This window comes from Chitinophagales bacterium (assembly GCA_020636535.1).
Lineage (GTDB): Bacteria > Bacteroidota > Bacteroidia > Chitinophagales > JADIYW01 > JADJSS01.
In genome coordinates, this window is the sequence record JACJXT010000013.1 from 1 (window position 1) to 16,224 (window position 16,224).

The following is a 16,224-nucleotide window of genomic DNA, read 5'->3' on the forward strand; positions in this document are numbered from 1 at the left end:
TAATTGATATGACTGGCAAAATAATTTTGCGCGAAAGTAATTCCAATCAGTTACATCTCCCAGACTTACAAAATGGTTTGTACTTAATAAAAATTGAAACAGAGTATGGTTATTTAACACGAAAAATAATAATTGAAAAATAAGTGCAGCCGCTAACAATGTATATAGCAAATAGGCGAAATAGTAGTAAATTCAACGGTTGTAGCCCGCTTCAACTTCATCTCGGTTTGATAGGTTTGAAGTCCGCAATCGCCTACTTGCCATATACTCACCGTTGTAGGTAACCCTTGAGAGACACTACATAAAAAAAACGGCAAGTGCAAAAGCGACAAGAAATATTACCAACGCTTCAGCAAAATAAAAGAGGCACAAAGCCACGCTACTGCGTGCGAAACAATTTTGTGCCACATTTATTTTGCCCAACGCTTCTATCTATTCCCACCCACCACCCTGTGGTGGATGGGAAAATTATTGTTGAATACTACAAAATCATAATAATTTATTTTATTTTTATTCTGCATAACCAAAAATTATAAAATACTAAAACATCATACTATGAAAAATCTAAAACTAATTACCATTCTACTAATTACTTTCTTTGCATTCTCTTGCAAAAAAGACAAAACCAACAACACAGACAAACCAGCATCTTACGTCTTAGCACCAAAATCCGTTATCATTGATAATCCATCATCGCAAGTAATACAAACCGTAGATTCTACTAAAGTTGTATTCAACGGAAACACAACACAACTACAAAGTTTAACAGTTGGTAATATTATTATTTCAGGCATTGCACCCAATGCACCTTATGGTTTTCTAAGAAAAATAACCAATATACAAAAAACAGGTACCACCTATATATTTACAACTGTAGAAGTACCTTTAGAAGAAGCATTTGAAGAGTTACATGTAGATTATACAAAATCATTCACAACTGCCGATACAGCACACAGAGTTACAAGCACCAACTTTACGGTTGATATGCCTAACATTGTTTTATATGATGCAGATGGCAACAATAGCACCACAACCGACCAAATAAAACTAAGTGAAAATATCGAACTTACTCCAAGTTTCCGTTTTGCAGTAGATATTAGCAGATTTAAACTACAATATGCCATTTTAGAAGGAAATTTTCAAACAGTTTTAGACCAATCAGTAGTGGCAGGCGGCACAGTTGGCAATGTTTCTAAAGAAATAAATATTTACGAACAACCATTAGCTACATATCCGTTGCCTGGTCTTCCGTTTTTAGTCGTTGTACCAAACCTTAGAGTTAGTTTAGGTGCAAATGCCAACCTAAATGTATCTGTTACAGCATCGCAAACAATAACAAGCAATGTAAAAGCAAACATTGAATACAAAAACAATAATTGGGATAAAAACTATACACAAACATTATCAACCACACACACAACACCAAGTATTAATGGAAGTGCAACTGCAAAAATATATGTAGAACCAGCTATTGATTTTAAATTATACAATTCTAATTGGGCAAAAGGCAGCGTATTAGCACAAGGTTATTTAAAGGCATCTGGTACTTTATTGCCAACGCCAGATTGTGAGTTAAAAGCAGGTTTAAGTGCCGGTGCAGAAGCCAATTTACAATTTTTCAGTTGGAACTTTGTAGCCGCTTCCTATCCGGATATTTTTGATTACTCAAAAGTATTATACACTTGCAACAATGCAAGCAATCCACCAGTTGCAGATTTTAGTGCGAGCCAAACCAATATAAACACAGGTTCAAGTATTGGTTTTACAGATTTATCATCAGGTTCGCCTACATCATGGTCATGGACTTTTCAAGGTGGCACACCAGCAACCTCAACAGCACAAAACCCAACTGTACAATACAACACAGCAGGTACATACACGGTTACACTAACAGCTACCAATGCCAATGGCAGTAATACTAAAACAAAAACAGCTTATATTGTTGTAAATAACAGTAATAGTATATTTAATCCAAATCTAACATACGGCACAATGACAGATATAGATGGCAATATATATAAGACTATACAAATAGGTACACAAACTTGGATGGCAGAAAACTTAAAAACTACACATTATAATGATGGTACAATTATACCAAATATTACAGATAATACAGCATGGAATAATTTAACTACAGGTGGATGGTGTTATTACAACAATGATGTGAGTAATAATACTATTTATGGTAAATTGTATAATTGGTATTCGGTAAACACAGGAAAATTAGCTCCTACGGGTTGGCATGTTCCTACTGATGCAGAATGGACAACATTAATAAACTATTTAGGCGGAGAAAGCATAGCTGGTGGTAAAATGAAATCAACAAGTTCATTATGGAATTCACCAAATACAGGAGCAACTAATAGTAGTGGTTTTTCAGGGCTTCCAACAGGTGGTAGAAACGGAACGGTATTCATATATATAGGCGAGGAAACTTGGATTTGGTCTTCGACTGAATATGCTATTCCACCTTATGCATATTTACACGCTTTAAGAAATGTTCTTGTCACTTCTAAAAGAGGACACGACTACAAATTTTTTGGCTTTTCGGTGCGTTGCATAAAAGATTAAAATATTTTGTACTTTTATTATTTATTAAATCAAAAAAATAGAAATAATATAAAAAATACTAACTTTGATATAAAAACAAAACGACAATGGCAACATCAACAGTAATACTCAGAGATAAATTGCATCAATTCATTGATACCGTAGATGAAAAAAAGGTACAAGCAATGTATGTAATGTTTGAAGAAGAGATAGAAACTACTAATTTAAAACTATCAGATAAAGAAATAGAAGCATTAGACATACAACGCGAAAACTATTTAGCTGGTAAATCTAAAACCTATAATTGGGAAGAAGTAGAAACAGAACTAATGGTAAGCATAAAAAAATAATGTATAAATTAGAAATAGAAGAACAGGCAAGAGAAGACCTAAAAGATGCCATGTTTTGGTATGAAGAACAATTAGAAAACTTAGGTGTACAATTATTACAAGAAGTAAGAAAATCTATTCAGTTTATTGTAGAAAATCCAAAACATTTTAGAAAGATTGCAAAAGAATACAGACAAACAAAAATAAATATTTTCCCTTATGTAATAGTTTATGAGCTTATTAACAACAAAATAGTAATTTTTAGAATCTTTCATACTAGCAGAAATCCAAAACATAAATTTGTAAAAAAATAAATAATATCATGCAAAATAAAATAATACAAACAATATCAAACAGCTTTAAAAATTTGCTGTTATTTTTTATGTTAGCAATTAACATAAATGCTTTCAGTCAAGATTTCGACACAAAAATAAATACAACAGCAGATGAATTAGCAAAAACAATTATTAATACAGGCAAAAAGAAAGTAGCTATTGTAGAGTTTGAAAACTTAGATAATAGCCAAACACAACTTGGTATATTTTTAGCAGATGAAATTTCATCTTCACTATCAAATCTTACTGCAAATCAAACAAAATTTAGTGTGTTAGAAAGAGCAAATCTCGATCAAATTTTAGAAGAAAAAAGAATCTTAAAATCATTTGATAGGTCGCAATTGGCAAAAGATTTAGGGAAAATTGATGCCGCAGATATATTAATAAGTGCAACTATAACAGAATTTAATGGTCTCTATCGTTTAAATATAAAATTATTAGATACCAAAACAGGAAATTCATTAGCATCTTATAAAACATCTTTCATACAAGAATCATCATTAAAAGAACTCCAGAAACAAATTGTTGAAAGTTCCACCACAGTAAAAAACAAACCACAACAAGAAATTAAAGACTATAATGTACCCAAAGAAACATCAGCTGTTGGCGATGTATGTTTTAAAATATCAAGTAGTAATTATAGTGCTGTTTTATCTATTAAAAAAATTGGTTCTAATGAAAAAATTAAAACAATTGATGTTCTTGCCTATCAAAATGCATCATGTGTTTATAATATTCCCAGCGGTATCTATCAAATTGAGATGAGTTGGTACTATTATTCTGATTATAAAAGTTCTATAAGAAGAACAGATACTCAAGAAATAAAAGTTATTTCAGGCAAAGAAAATATTTATGAATTAGAATATTAGAGTACAATATTTGTTCATTTTAATCGTTAACTAACCAAAAATATTATTATGCCAAACTATTATGAAACCGGACATGCCAAAAATGTAGCCAACTTCCAAGACCTTATCGCTTTTGTTACTGGCTATGGTGCAACTTACAATCCAACCAAAAACGCACTTAAACTACCTCAACTCAATACACTTTTTACAGCAGGGCAAAATGCCTTAGCAGATGTAGTTACCAAAAATACCGCATACAACAACGCTGTAAATGGACGAATTGCATCTTTCGACGGACTTCGTGCACTATGCACTCGTTTGATAAATGCGCTACAAATTACAGACGCATCACCAGAAAAAATAGCAGATGCAAAAGGTTTCAATCGCAAAATACAAGGACAACGTTCCACTAAGACCGCTACTACAGTTGACCCTAATACACCAGCACCAGCAACCATCAGTTCATCACACCAATCTTACGACCAACTCATACAGCACTTTGCAGGTTTAATTTCAGTTTTGCAATCCGAACCAAGCTACGCACCTAACGAAACCGATTTAAAAATTGCAACACTCACAGCAAAACAAACAGATTTAACTGCAAAAAATACAGCGTTAGCAACAGCATTTACAGCTATCAGTAACTCACGCATTACGAGAGATAAAGTATTATACAAAGACCTCACTGGACTTGTTGACACCGCAAAAGCAGTAAAACAATACATCAAATCCGTTTTTGGAGCATCAAGTGCAGAATATGCACAAGTAAAAAGTATCGAATTTAAAAAAGTGAAAAAATAAACGACCACTTTTTACATTACAGTTACCACTTTTATAATAATTGCTACTGCTACAACAATTATCGTTACTGCATTAACAAATAACGCAACTGCGGTTTGAGTAATTTCTACTGCGACAATATAAATCGCTACTGCATTAATAAACCTTGCTACTGTGGTTTATATTCTGCTTACTGAGTTAACAATTATAGTAACTGCGGTTTATATTATAGCAACTGCGGAAATAATACTCCTTACTGCGAAAAGCCAGACAGTTGCATATACATTTGCATTTTAGCCAACGCTAAAACAATGCTTAAAATGCAAAAGCCTATGCAACCCAACGCCATTCGGTTCCGCTCGTTCGACAATTAGACAATGCAAACCTACTCGAAAAAGGGCTACCTACAACATTGCATTGCTAAAATGCGGCGAAAAGTGCAAACAATTAAAAGTTCTTTGTATATTTAACAAGCAAAACATTGCAAAAAGTATAGTAGTAAACTGCCGCACTTCAGCAATGCTTCGCCGTTACCAGCCATATTAAGACGATAGAAAAATGAATAAACTTTGGGACAATATAACAGCAAGTGACGTTAAAAAGGCAATCGAACTTTTTGACAGGACAAATGAAAATTATCCTGAACCACGAAACACATTTTTAATTTTCAACGACAAAAAATACCCCGCCAAGCACATTCGGGGCCTTGCTTACTTTATTGCCAACAAAAAAGAAATTTCCAAAAGTGAATATAGTGGCGGACAAGAAACTGCGACTTTTTTCAAAAAATTAGGATTTACGGTTCAATATAAAAAAGACACAATTACACCGACAGAGAAAAGAAAAACGACCCCAAAACAAATTGAACTAACCGAACCACGAAAGTCAATCACTAAAAAATTAAATGTCGTTAGCCAAAAAAATGCAATCCAACGGCTATTACAAAAGCACTTCGGACATATTGAGACCGAGAAAAAGTTTGACTGGTTAAAAACTCCAAACCAAGAAAAGTTACCAAAAGAATACTCTCAAATCGTAAAAGCATTATATGAATACCGAAATCAAAACGGTTTTAAAAAATCCAATTACCAACTCCTTTGCGATATTGTTTTGGAAGACCATAAATTGATTATTGAGTATGATGAAAATCAACATTTCAGCAAAGCAAGAGAAATCACTTTATTAAACTATCCTTCAACTATTAAGCTCAATTTTTCAAAAGAAACGTGGATAAATGCTTGCAAAAAAATTAACGCAAAAGATAACAGCCCAATAGACAGAGATGAGAAAAGAGCCTTTTACGACACCGTAAGAGATATTGAAGCACATAGACACGGCTATAAACTTGTAAGAATTAAACACGGTGATATAGATTGGGAAGCAGACGGAGCAGAAAAATATTTAAAGCAATTTGTTTCCATTGCAGACAAGCAAAATGAAAATCCCACAAAGCACAAAATTGCACGACTTGTAGTTACAGGAAAGCAGTATGACAAATACGGCAATCCAAACTTTTCTAAACTTGAAAAATTGATTGAAAAGTTTCTTTCAACAGAATATCAGAAAAGAACTTATGAGTTTATTTTAACTCCTGGTGGCTTCTTGACTTTTGACTTTCCAGAAAGTCTTCAATATGACCTTGACATTATAAAGGCAGAAAGGCAAAGCGTTTCAATACTACAAAAAGAAGCAAATACCGTTATTGTTTCATTTTTTGAGAGTTTAAACCCTGCAACTTTAAAAAAACTTAAAGAAACTGCTGACTATTTTACCATAGGCATTGACGGTTTCAACCCAAATAACTATCAACTTATTGAACTTGTTGCTATTTACGATTTACAAAAGGAGAAAGTAATTAGTTGGACAGGAAAATTTTATCCTACCGAAGGACAAAAAAGGGACTTGATAAAAATAAACGACCTTGAAACACATTTCGTTGAATTGAATAACCAAAAGGTTGTAATTCTCGGTTGCCACGACCTAAATGTATTTAGTCCTCGTGGACAAGCAACTGCAAATCCAGACGGTTGGAAAAAACAATTGGCTGACAGGTTTAAAGCTCTATGCAAGAAGTTCAAACCTGAAATTATTTTACAACACCCACACACGACAGACACACCGAATATTTGGAACTTAGCTTGGCGGACAGTTGAAAAAGAACTGCCCTATGTAAAACATTTTGCAAGTGGGATTAAGTATTACAACAGAAATGGTGTTCGTGGCGACATAGACAAAGTTTTAGAGAAAACAAAAAAAGGTGACGTAATAGACTTTTATTATGACTGAAACAAGAAATACGGCTGGTAACACGGGTTTTGCGTCAGGCGGGGTGACGTGCAAACTTGGAGCTTTGTGCTTCTATTCAAGTTCAGTGCTGGTTGACAGTTTTGTGCTCCGAAACCCGCCCGAACGCAAAGCCCGAAACCGTTAGCGGTAATTAATAAAAACAGAAAGACACAATGAGAAAAGCACTTACAATTTCGATTATTATCAACATTTTATTTGTTGGATTTGGTGGATACGTAATTCACAAAAAAGGTGGTATTGTTTATTTAGAAAGAAAGTTTAAAACAGCCCAGACAACTCAGACAACCCAGACAACCCAGACAGGTTTTGGTGTTTATTATGAGGCAAAAAAGCAATTCTTTGAATCTATGCCTAATGACACGAACGAAATAATATTTTTAGGGAATAGCATTACTGAAGGTTGTGACTGGGTTGAACTTTTCAGAAATTCTAAAATTAAAAATCGTGGTATTAGCGGTGACATTATTGAAGGTGTAATTAACCGCATAAATGAAGTAGTTGAATCACATCCACAAAAAATCTTTTTATTAATTGGTACAAATGACCTTGCGAGAAATAAATCAATAAATCAGATTTTATCTGACTATGAGAGATTAATAATTCTAATAAAAGACAAAACACCTAAGACCGAGTTATACATTCAGAGCATTTTGCCGACACATAATCAAGAAACTCGGAAAAATGGTGACATCTTGGAAATCAATAAAGGATTAATGAAATTATCAGCAAAGTATAACTCGGTTTTTATTAACCTTTTTGAATCATTTAGAAATGAGAAAAATGAATTAGACTTAACTTATTCATATGACGGACTCCATTTGAACGGAAATGGTTACCTTTTATGGAAAAAAGTGATTGAAAACTATGTAAAAAATTAACATACCGCTAACAAAGGCTATATGCAATAAGGGTTTCAGTGGTAATTCAAGCATTCTGCCCCGCTCAAACTTCGGTGTCGGTGGACAGGATAGTAGCCCGCAATCCCTTACTGCAAATAGCCTCGACCGTTAGCTGATAGTGTATTTGAACAGAACGTAAAAAAGAAAAATGACGAAAAACGACAGACATAAAGACGCTGAAATATTTGCCGAAATTTTAAGAAAAACAAAACTTCCGAACGAAATTACTATTGGAAAATTTATTCTAAAAGGAACAAAAGGTGTAAAAGATAAAATCCAATATAATCAAGATGGATTTGAAAGTTTACAAAACGAACACGAATACACTTTTCCTATTTTAGATGGCGATTTACAAGTTTCATTGCAACTTTACGAAAACACGAGTGATTTTTATCGCTTATTTTGCTACACGAAAATTAATGGTAAAGAAGGAATGACTTTCTCTGTAAACTTGACAACAGAAAAAGAAAGTGATAACGTAATTTATCTAACTCAAAAAATAAAATTTTCCGAACAATATAAAGGAAGTGAAAAATTAGCTCAAGCTCATAGAAGACAAAAACAAATAGTATTTTGCGAACAACTTAAAAAACTTGGATTTGACGTAACTGACAATAACGATATTATTTTAGGAATATTTGACCCAACCAAAAAGCAACTTGTAAACACATCGTTAGAAAAATTCTTGAATGATTTTATTGTTGTTTCAATTTTGAAAGGACATTTTCAAGGCAATAAAGGTTATCAACTTGAAATATTACCAACTTATAATAAATTAGATTACATTTTTACAGGTAAAGATGACGAAATAGAAAATTTACCGCTGAAAGTAATTGAAAACAAAACTAAACGAAATATTCCTTTAGGAATGCGATACAAAGTATTCAAAAAAGATAATTTTAAATGTGTAGCTTGTGGAAAAAACGCAAATGATGGAGCTAAACTTCACGTTGACCATAAAATTCCATTTTCACTTGGAGGTTTAACCGAATTAAATAATTTACAAACATTATGTAGTGAGTGTAACTTAAGCAAAAGTAACAAACATATCGATTAATAACAACACCATCAGCTAACAGCGGTTTCACAAAATGGCGAAATTTGTGGTAAATTCACGTTTATTTTCCGCAAGAAATTTTATCTTTAACGGAAAATAATCGGTTACGAAGTTCGCCACTTCGTGAAGCCGCGGGACGTTGTGTGCAAGTAAAAAAGACAGCGTAAAAGAATGACATTCAGATATGCAAGACATACAAACGACTTAGATAAAATTGAGAAATTTTACACAGAAGTTGTTGGGCTCGAAAAATTAGGAAGTTTCGAAAATCACGACAATTATAATGGACTATTTTTAGGTCACAAAAACGCTGATTGGCATTTAGAATTTACAACTTCAAACGAAAAGCCAAAAAGCAAATTTGACGAAGATGACATTCTCGTTTTTTATGTGAATTCAAAAATTGAACTTTACAAAATACAAGAAATACTAAAGCAAAAAGATCTAAACTTTGAACAACCCAAAAATCCATATTGGTCGAAAAATGGTATAATGATTTCAGACCCTGACAAATATAAAGTGATATTTTCAATTAAAGATTTAGAATTCAACTCAAAAGATGATTTAACCGACTTGATTCAATCCAAATCAATTAAAAATTGGAGTGAATTGATTGAATTTACAAGAAATTTACCGTATGGACGTAATTCAAATCGAGAGAATTTTTCACTTGTCTTAAAAGAAAATAAAGGAACTTGCAGTTCAAAACATTCATTTCTAAAAAAAGTTGCTGACTTAAACGGATTCAAAAATGTAAAACTTATATTAGGAATGTACAAAATGAACCATTTGAACACACCAAAAATTAGAGATTTAATTTCAAGAAACGGGTTGAAACATATCCCTGAAGCACATTGCTACTTAAAACTAAACAACCAACGAATTGACATTACAAACTCAAACTCGGATATCGAAAATTTGAGAAATGATATTATTGATGAAATGGAAATTGAACCAGAACAAGTGAATACTTTTAAGGTTGAATATCATAAAAATTACTTACAAAAATGGATAGAACAAGAAAATATTAAATTGAGTTTTGATGAGATTTGGCTAATAAGGGAAGAATGTATAAAACAACTCGAAGAAAAAACACCTGCACACAACACAGGCTATATGTAATGCGGGCAAAAGTCTTAAAACCAAAGGTCGTGCGTTTTACGAAAATTTGTATATTAGTCGGAAGTTTTGGCTTTGTAAACCCGCACTACATATAGCCAAAACCGTTGTACCCAATGTTAGAAAAATCCGAACCACTTCCTATTTAATCAAAAAAATTAGTAATTTGTGCCAATACAAAATTATGCATTATTCAGAATATGTAAACCTATTTAAATACGATGAAGGCATTTCTTGTCATCCGTATATTGATGCTTGTAATTCTTCAATTATTTTTAGGCTATTAGAAAACATTGGAATTGATTATAAACCAAAAAAAGTATTAGATGCAGGAGCGGGTTCTGGGCAAGTTAGCCGACTTTTACAAGGAATTCCAAATTTAGAAATTGATGCTTGCGATATTGACCCAGAAGCAAAGAAATTTTTTAAAGACAATCCCGAAACGGCTAATATTCCATATTATGATTGGGATATAATTAATGACACTTTCGACAAACATTATGACGCCATAATTATTCGTGGAGTTTACCACCACATACCCAAATCGCAACGAAGTAAATTATTAGCCAATTTGTGCCGACAAGCCAAAGTTGTAATAAATGCTGACGAAGGCATATTGGAATATAAAAATGAAGAAGAAAGATTAGAGCATTGCAAAATATGTCCGTCCCTGAAATAGGTTGACCGTTTTACAAACGGAAAACAAGATGAAAGCAAATTTAAAAAAGATTAGAAAACATCGTAAATTTAGTGACTCATTTAAGCTAAGTCTAGTAAAAGAGTTTGAAACTGGTAGGTATAGTGTAGTTGAACTTGAGCGACTGCATGACATATCAGATTCTCTAATTTACAGCTGGATTTATAAGTATTCAAAGTACAATGAAAAAGGATATCGTATGGTGGAACACACAGAAAGCAGCACAAAAAAAGTAAAAGAATTACAAGACAAAATTAAATTGTTAGAAGCCATAGTTGGTCAAAAACAGATTAAGATAGACTTCTTGGAAAAGATGATAGACATTGCTAAAGAAGAACTAGATATTGATATTAAAAAAAACTACTCCACTCCACAATCCAACACTTCAAATCAAACAAAAACAAAATGAGTTATTCTTTAAATCAGTTATACAAAGTGGTAGGCATTAGCAAACAAGCTGTAAATCAGTATGCTAAAAGGCAAGCCGTGTTTGATGAACAAGTAATGTTATTACTTAAAGAAGCAGAAACGCTTCGACAAGAACATCCAGGTTGTGGAGTTGAAAAGATGTATTACACACTAAAGCCAAATTTTATTGGCAGAGACAAATTTGTAGATTTATTTATGGATTTAGGTTTTAGGATCAAACGAAAGAAAAACTATCATAGAACAACTACTGCTTCTAAATTGTATTATCCTAACTTAATTCAAGGCATGTTGTTACACAGTCCGAGCCAAGTATGGCAAAGCGACATTACTTATATTAAAGTAAACAACGAGTTTTATTATGCTGTATTTATTATAGATGTTTATACCAAGAAAATAGTAGGATATCATGTATCAGATAGTTTAAGAGCCGAAGCTAATGTACAAGCACTAAAAATGGCATTAAAACAAAACCAAGCACCACAGGTACATCATTCAGATAAAGGTAGTCAATACATTTATAAGGATTATATTAAACTGCTAAAATCTCAAAATACTTTAATCAGTATGGGAGAAACAGCATTAGATAATGCCTATGCAGAACGCATTAATCAAACCATAAAAAACGAATATTTAGCTTATTGGCAACCTAAAAATTATCAAACATTAAAAACAATGACAAACAGAGCAGTAAAACATTACAACAACAAAAGACTACACAATGCAGTAGGCAGAAAAACACCCATAGCTTTTGAAAAAGAAGTAGTAGCTTTACCAAAGCAACAAAGACCAAAAGCGATTATTTATGCCGAAGGTTTAAAAAACGAAGGTGGCTTTGAGCCACACTTCGTTTTTAGCAACAAAGACCTGCAAGCTCCTATTTGTCCGATGGATTTAAACAAAATGAACAATATTTTTTTAACCAAAACGGTCAACTCTATTTAGGGATGGACAATATGGTACGGTTATGTAATAAAGGAAGCCAAAAGAAGATTATTACAAGGACTAATGGAAATGGAAACCGAATACTTTGAACACGAAAAACTAAATACTGCTGATGATGGTGGAGACCTTAAAGAAAGCCCTGAAATCTTCATCCAAGAAGTAAAAAATGCAGGTCTTTCAGTTTTAAATTTGGACAAACTGGGAGATTGGGAAAATTTAAAAGGTGGATTTTATACAGCTACAATAAAGCAAATATGAAGAAATTTGGCAAAAAAGCAATATTTATAATTGTTGCAATAATTGGTATTTATCTTATTTTATGGTTATTAGAATTATTAATAGTATCAATTATTCAAACTAAATCATATCAAAAATTCGCCTTATTACTCGCTATTGCTTTTTTTGGTATTTTGTTGTTTCTACTTAATAGCCTTTTTATAAAAGAAGACACCAAAGTTGAATTTGAAAGAGAGATAAATTATCTAAAGCAAAATTTTTCGATTCCTTTATTCTGGGGAGCAGGAATTGCTCTTATTTTTATTGCTGGCACAGCTTTCTTTTTTGAAAATATTGACGGACAAAGTTTCATACGAAGCAACATTTTTGGAATATCTGGTATTCTTTTATCAATTATCTCTACAATTATTTTATTTAGGAGTATTTTTCAAGAAATAGCACCTATTTCAAGTATTGAAAGATTTTTAAATATTGCTTCGGAAGACATTAAGGAGAAAAGGTTTAGTAGAAGCGGTAGAGTTATATTGGTTTATCCAGCAATTAACATCGGCTATTATAGAGAACAAATAGATGAAGTTCCTGCACAACATTATTCTGACTTTATTACTGCATTAAATTTTGCAAAAGATAATACAAAAATTGATTTTACTTTAATTACTTATCCAGTTTCACTTTATAAACCTTTATATGAGAAGTATGGAGAAATGAATTTTGTAACTGATGTTGCAAATGATTTGGCTATACAGAACTGTATTACTGAAGCAACAAACAGGTTTAATGATTTTAATAGTTCTACACACACAAATTGTAAAACATTTGAAGTTCAACCCCAACAATTTCCTAGCCATTGTTTAATAGTTGATAATACGGTCTATTTAATTAATACTTTTGGTTTACCTGAATATAATTATTCAGATTGTACTTTTTTTTCTCCTAATTCAAGTGAAAACACAAAGGAAAAACTTGCCAAAGCATATATTTATAAGCAAGAAGATAAGATTCTTGCAGATTTACTAATAGAAAAAATAACAACTATAACAAATGAAAAAGAATCATAAATGGTTAGTTTTAACACTAATTTTAATTGGAATTGCAATATTATCTCTATATATTTTAGATAAAAAGAAAACGGAACATTCTAAAACAATTTCAATCGTTTCAATCGTCAAAATTGACCCAATAACTCAATTAGAAGATGGTTTTAAAAAACAAATTTTAGAAAGTGAATTTGCACAAAAAGACAGTATAAAAATTACTTACGATAATGCTCAAGGCGATGCAAGTTTGCAAAACCAAATTGTTGATAAAATTATCCGCCAAAAACCTGATTTGGTATATGTTCTTGGTACACCTTTGGCACAAGCACTACAAAAAAGAGATAGTTCGCTTGTTATTGTACAAGGAACAGTAACCGACCCAATTGCGGCAGGCTTGGCTAATTCTTGGGAAAATCCCGGAAAAAATTATGCAGCAACAACCGATTTACCTCCTATTGCCTTACAAATAAACCTTATTAGAGATTTAATTCCAAATGTTCAATCATTAGGGGTTATTTATAATACTGGTGAAGTTAATTCGGTAGCGGTTATAAAACGAATAAGAGAATATATTGTCCAAAATAATCTCAATATTAAACTTGAAGAAAGACCAATATCAAACACCTCGGAGTTGGCAACTATTACCCAATCATTAAAAAACAAAGTACAAGCAATTTATATTCCACCAGATAATACCGTTCACGCTGGGTTAAAAGTGGTTTGCAAAATAGCGAATAACAACAAGACTCCCGTATTTGCAACAGTTGAAAGTTCTATTGAAGATGGAGCTTTAGTTGCTTTGTCATTAGATTTCTTTAAATTAGGTCAACAATCTGCGGACATTGCATTATTGATTTTAGAGAAAAAGAAAAAGGCGGGAGAAATTCCAATCGTACCAAATGAAAACCCTAATATTTATATAAATGGTAGTATTTTAAAAATGCTAAATTTGGATTTAAATACAATAACCAAATATAAAAATGTTGAAGTGAAATAATGGAACAATTGATTCCCATAATAACAGAAGGATTAATATTTGCCATTTTTTCATTTGGCGTTTATTTGTCTTTTCAATGGCTTAAATTTCCAGACTTAACGCCTGATGGGAGTTTTGTAATAGGAAGTTGTGTTTATATCAAACTTGTTGCTATTGGATATTCGCCTTATTTGGCTTTAATATTAGCTACATTTTCAGGATTTGTTTGCGGTTTGCTCACAGGCTCAATAAATAGATATATAAAAATACCGTCTGTCATTGCTGGATTATTAATGAGTATCGCCCTTTACTCTATCGCTTGGGTAATATTAGGTAAGCCTAATCAATTTCTTGAAAACAGTCAATCTTTGATTGGGAATTTTGAAATGTCTAAATACAATTTACTACTTTTCCTTTTGGTGCTAATTATTTTGACTTTCATCGTTTTTGCTTTAAATATATTTTCCAATTCAATTTGGGGAATTAGAATAAGAGCGATTGGCGAAAACTCAAAAATTGGTAAAAATCTAAACATAAAAGAGAACTTATATTATCTCCTTTTATTAGGAATTGCCAATGGATTAGTAGCTTTAGCAGGAACTTTCTTTTTACAAAGAAGCTATTCGGCAGATGTGAATATGGGAATTGGGCAAACAATTGTGGGATTAGTTTCAATGTTGGCTGGATTAATTCTCGTATCGAAAAGCAGGAAAATGTTCTTAATTCTACTAATGATTGCTTTAGGTTCAATAATTTATAAGTTTATCATATTTTTCATCTTGGAATATGGATTGCCTGCCGAATTGTTTAGGTTAGCGTCAGCTTGTGCCTTGATATTGCTTTTTATCATAATGAAAAGTAGAAACATTGACTATTTAAAAGGGCTCAAATGGAATTGACAGTTAAAAATGCAAACAAACAATTTTTACTCCCAAATGGCGATGTAGATTTCAACTTGGAGATTTCTGAAATAAAATTCCCTTATGGTAAAGTAACTTTTATTTTGGGGAAAATGGGAAGTGGCAAGAGTTTGTTTTTAAAGTTGTTAAATAACGAGGAAAAAAATACAATTGGCAAAATACAATTATTAGATAATGAAAATAAATTCATTAAAAATAAAAATGTAATATCCATAGTACGACAGAAAGTTGAAGATAACCTTTGTAATGAGCTAACGGTAGAAGAAAACCTAATTCTACGCCTAAAACCAAAGTCGTTTAATGAAAAAGTATTTCCTAAGAGATATTTCAAAAAAGAAATAACGGAAATTTTAAATGAACATTCTGAGATTTTAAAAAAGTTGAAACAACCTTGCGAAAATCTGTCTGGTGGACAAAAACAAACATTATCTTTCATCTCAAATACGATTAATAAATCGTTGGTTTTATGTTTAGACGAGTTTTTATCTTCAACAGACTACGAAACCTCTATGTTACTTAGACAAAAAGCAAAAAAATATGCTAAAGAAAATAACTCTGCTGTAATTATAGTAAGCCACGACTTTAAAGTGGCGTTGGAAGATGCTGACTTAATTTACATATTTGAAAATGGAAAAATAAAAACACAGATAGAAAAAACCTCTGAAAATTGGACAGAAAATTTCATAATAAACCAAATGGAAAAATAAAACACTGGGTACAACATTGTATAAGCTTAATGCGGGCGAAAGTGATAAATTT

At 32.0% G+C, this 16,224-nt stretch carries 18 protein-coding genes and 1 pseudogene; all 19 read left to right on the forward strand.

What is annotated here, in order from left to right:
• The coding region (locus H6553_12130) for a T9SS type A sorting domain-containing protein (GenBank protein MCB9034579.1) at positions 1 to 143 on the forward strand (143 nt) is incomplete at its 5' end.
• 412 nt (positions 144 to 555) lie between these two features.
• On the forward strand, positions 556 to 2,574 hold the full coding sequence (locus H6553_12135) for a PKD domain-containing protein (protein MCB9034580.1): 2,019 nt from the start codon (positions 556 to 558) through the stop codon (positions 2,572 to 2,574).
• Between the two features lie 86 nt (positions 2,575 to 2,660).
• Positions 2,661 to 2,903 (forward strand): hypothetical protein, encoded by a 243-nt coding sequence (locus tag H6553_12140; GenBank protein ID MCB9034581.1) that lies wholly within the window; start codon positions 2,661 to 2,663, stop codon positions 2,901 to 2,903.
• Positions 2,903 to 3,196 carry a type II toxin-antitoxin system RelE/ParE family toxin gene (locus tag H6553_12145; protein MCB9034582.1) on the forward strand — a complete coding sequence of 98 codons (294 nt, stop codon included), beginning with the start codon at positions 2,903 to 2,905 and terminating at the stop codon, positions 3,194 to 3,196. The genes H6553_12140 and H6553_12145 overlap by 1 nt, the downstream gene beginning before the upstream one ends.
• A gap of 68 nt (positions 3,197 to 3,264) precedes the next feature.
• The gene (locus H6553_12150; protein MCB9034583.1) at positions 3,265 to 4,086 is read left to right on the forward strand and encodes a hypothetical protein; all 822 of its coding nucleotides are present in this window, start codon (positions 3,265 to 3,267) and stop codon (positions 4,084 to 4,086) included.
• A 48-nt stretch (positions 4,087 to 4,134) separates the two neighbouring features.
• A complete protein-coding gene (locus H6553_12155; protein ID MCB9034584.1) occupies positions 4,135 to 4,866 on the forward strand; it encodes a hypothetical protein in 732 nt (243 codons plus the stop codon).
• A 537-nt stretch (positions 4,867 to 5,403) separates the two neighbouring features.
• Positions 5,404 to 7,131 (forward strand): hypothetical protein, encoded by a 1,728-nt coding sequence (locus H6553_12160; GenBank protein MCB9034585.1) that lies wholly within the window; start codon positions 5,404 to 5,406, stop codon positions 7,129 to 7,131.
• A gap of 173 nt (positions 7,132 to 7,304) precedes the next feature.
• Positions 7,305 to 8,030, forward strand: a complete 726-nt coding sequence (locus H6553_12165) for a G-D-S-L family lipolytic protein (GenBank protein ID MCB9034586.1) — start codon at positions 7,305 to 7,307, stop codon at positions 8,028 to 8,030.
• A gap of 889 nt (positions 8,031 to 8,919) precedes the next feature.
• Positions 8,920 to 9,108, forward strand: a complete 189-nt coding sequence (locus H6553_12170; protein ID MCB9034587.1) for an HNH endonuclease — start codon at positions 8,920 to 8,922, stop codon at positions 9,106 to 9,108.
• Positions 9,109 to 9,279: 171 nt separating this feature from the next.
• Positions 9,280 to 9,639, forward strand: a pseudogene (locus H6553_12175) (VOC family protein).
• Between the two features lie 60 nt (positions 9,640 to 9,699).
• Positions 9,700 to 10,230 carry a hypothetical protein gene (locus tag H6553_12180; GenBank protein ID MCB9034588.1) on the forward strand — a complete coding sequence of 177 codons (531 nt, stop codon included), beginning with the start codon at positions 9,700 to 9,702 and terminating at the stop codon, positions 10,228 to 10,230.
• 181 nt (positions 10,231 to 10,411) lie between these two features.
• Entirely contained in the window at positions 10,412 to 10,906 is a 495-nt protein-coding gene (locus H6553_12185) for a class I SAM-dependent methyltransferase (GenBank protein MCB9034589.1), read from the forward strand.
• A 28-nt stretch (positions 10,907 to 10,934) separates the two neighbouring features.
• Positions 10,935 to 11,333: a transposase gene (locus H6553_12190; GenBank protein ID MCB9034590.1), complete on the forward strand. Its 399-nt coding sequence runs from the start codon at positions 10,935 to 10,937 to the stop codon at positions 11,331 to 11,333.
• Positions 11,330 to 12,295, forward strand: coding sequence for an IS3 family transposase (locus H6553_12195; protein MCB9034591.1), 966 nt, complete (start codon positions 11,330 to 11,332; stop codon positions 12,293 to 12,295). Before H6553_12190 ends, H6553_12195 begins: the two co-directional genes overlap by 4 nt.
• Positions 12,296 to 12,364: 69 nt before the next feature.
• A complete protein-coding gene (locus H6553_12200) occupies positions 12,365 to 12,553 on the forward strand; it encodes a hypothetical protein (GenBank protein ID MCB9034592.1) in 189 nt (62 codons plus the stop codon).
• Positions 12,550 to 13,590, forward strand: coding sequence for a hypothetical protein (locus H6553_12205; protein ID MCB9034593.1), 1,041 nt, complete (start codon positions 12,550 to 12,552; stop codon positions 13,588 to 13,590). Before H6553_12200 ends, H6553_12205 begins: the two co-directional genes overlap by 4 nt.
• A complete protein-coding gene (locus H6553_12210) occupies positions 13,574 to 14,566 on the forward strand; it encodes an ABC transporter substrate-binding protein (GenBank protein MCB9034594.1) in 993 nt (330 codons plus the stop codon). Before H6553_12205 ends, H6553_12210 begins: the two co-directional genes overlap by 17 nt.
• Positions 14,566 to 15,444, forward strand: coding sequence for a hypothetical protein (locus H6553_12215; GenBank protein MCB9034595.1), 879 nt, complete (start codon positions 14,566 to 14,568; stop codon positions 15,442 to 15,444). The genes H6553_12210 and H6553_12215 overlap by 1 nt, the downstream gene beginning before the upstream one ends.
• On the forward strand, positions 15,441 to 16,172 hold the full coding sequence (locus H6553_12220) for an ATP-binding cassette domain-containing protein (GenBank protein MCB9034596.1): 732 nt from the start codon (positions 15,441 to 15,443) through the stop codon (positions 16,170 to 16,172). Before H6553_12215 ends, H6553_12220 begins: the two co-directional genes overlap by 4 nt.
• The last annotated feature ends 52 nt before the right edge of the window (positions 16,173 to 16,224 follow it).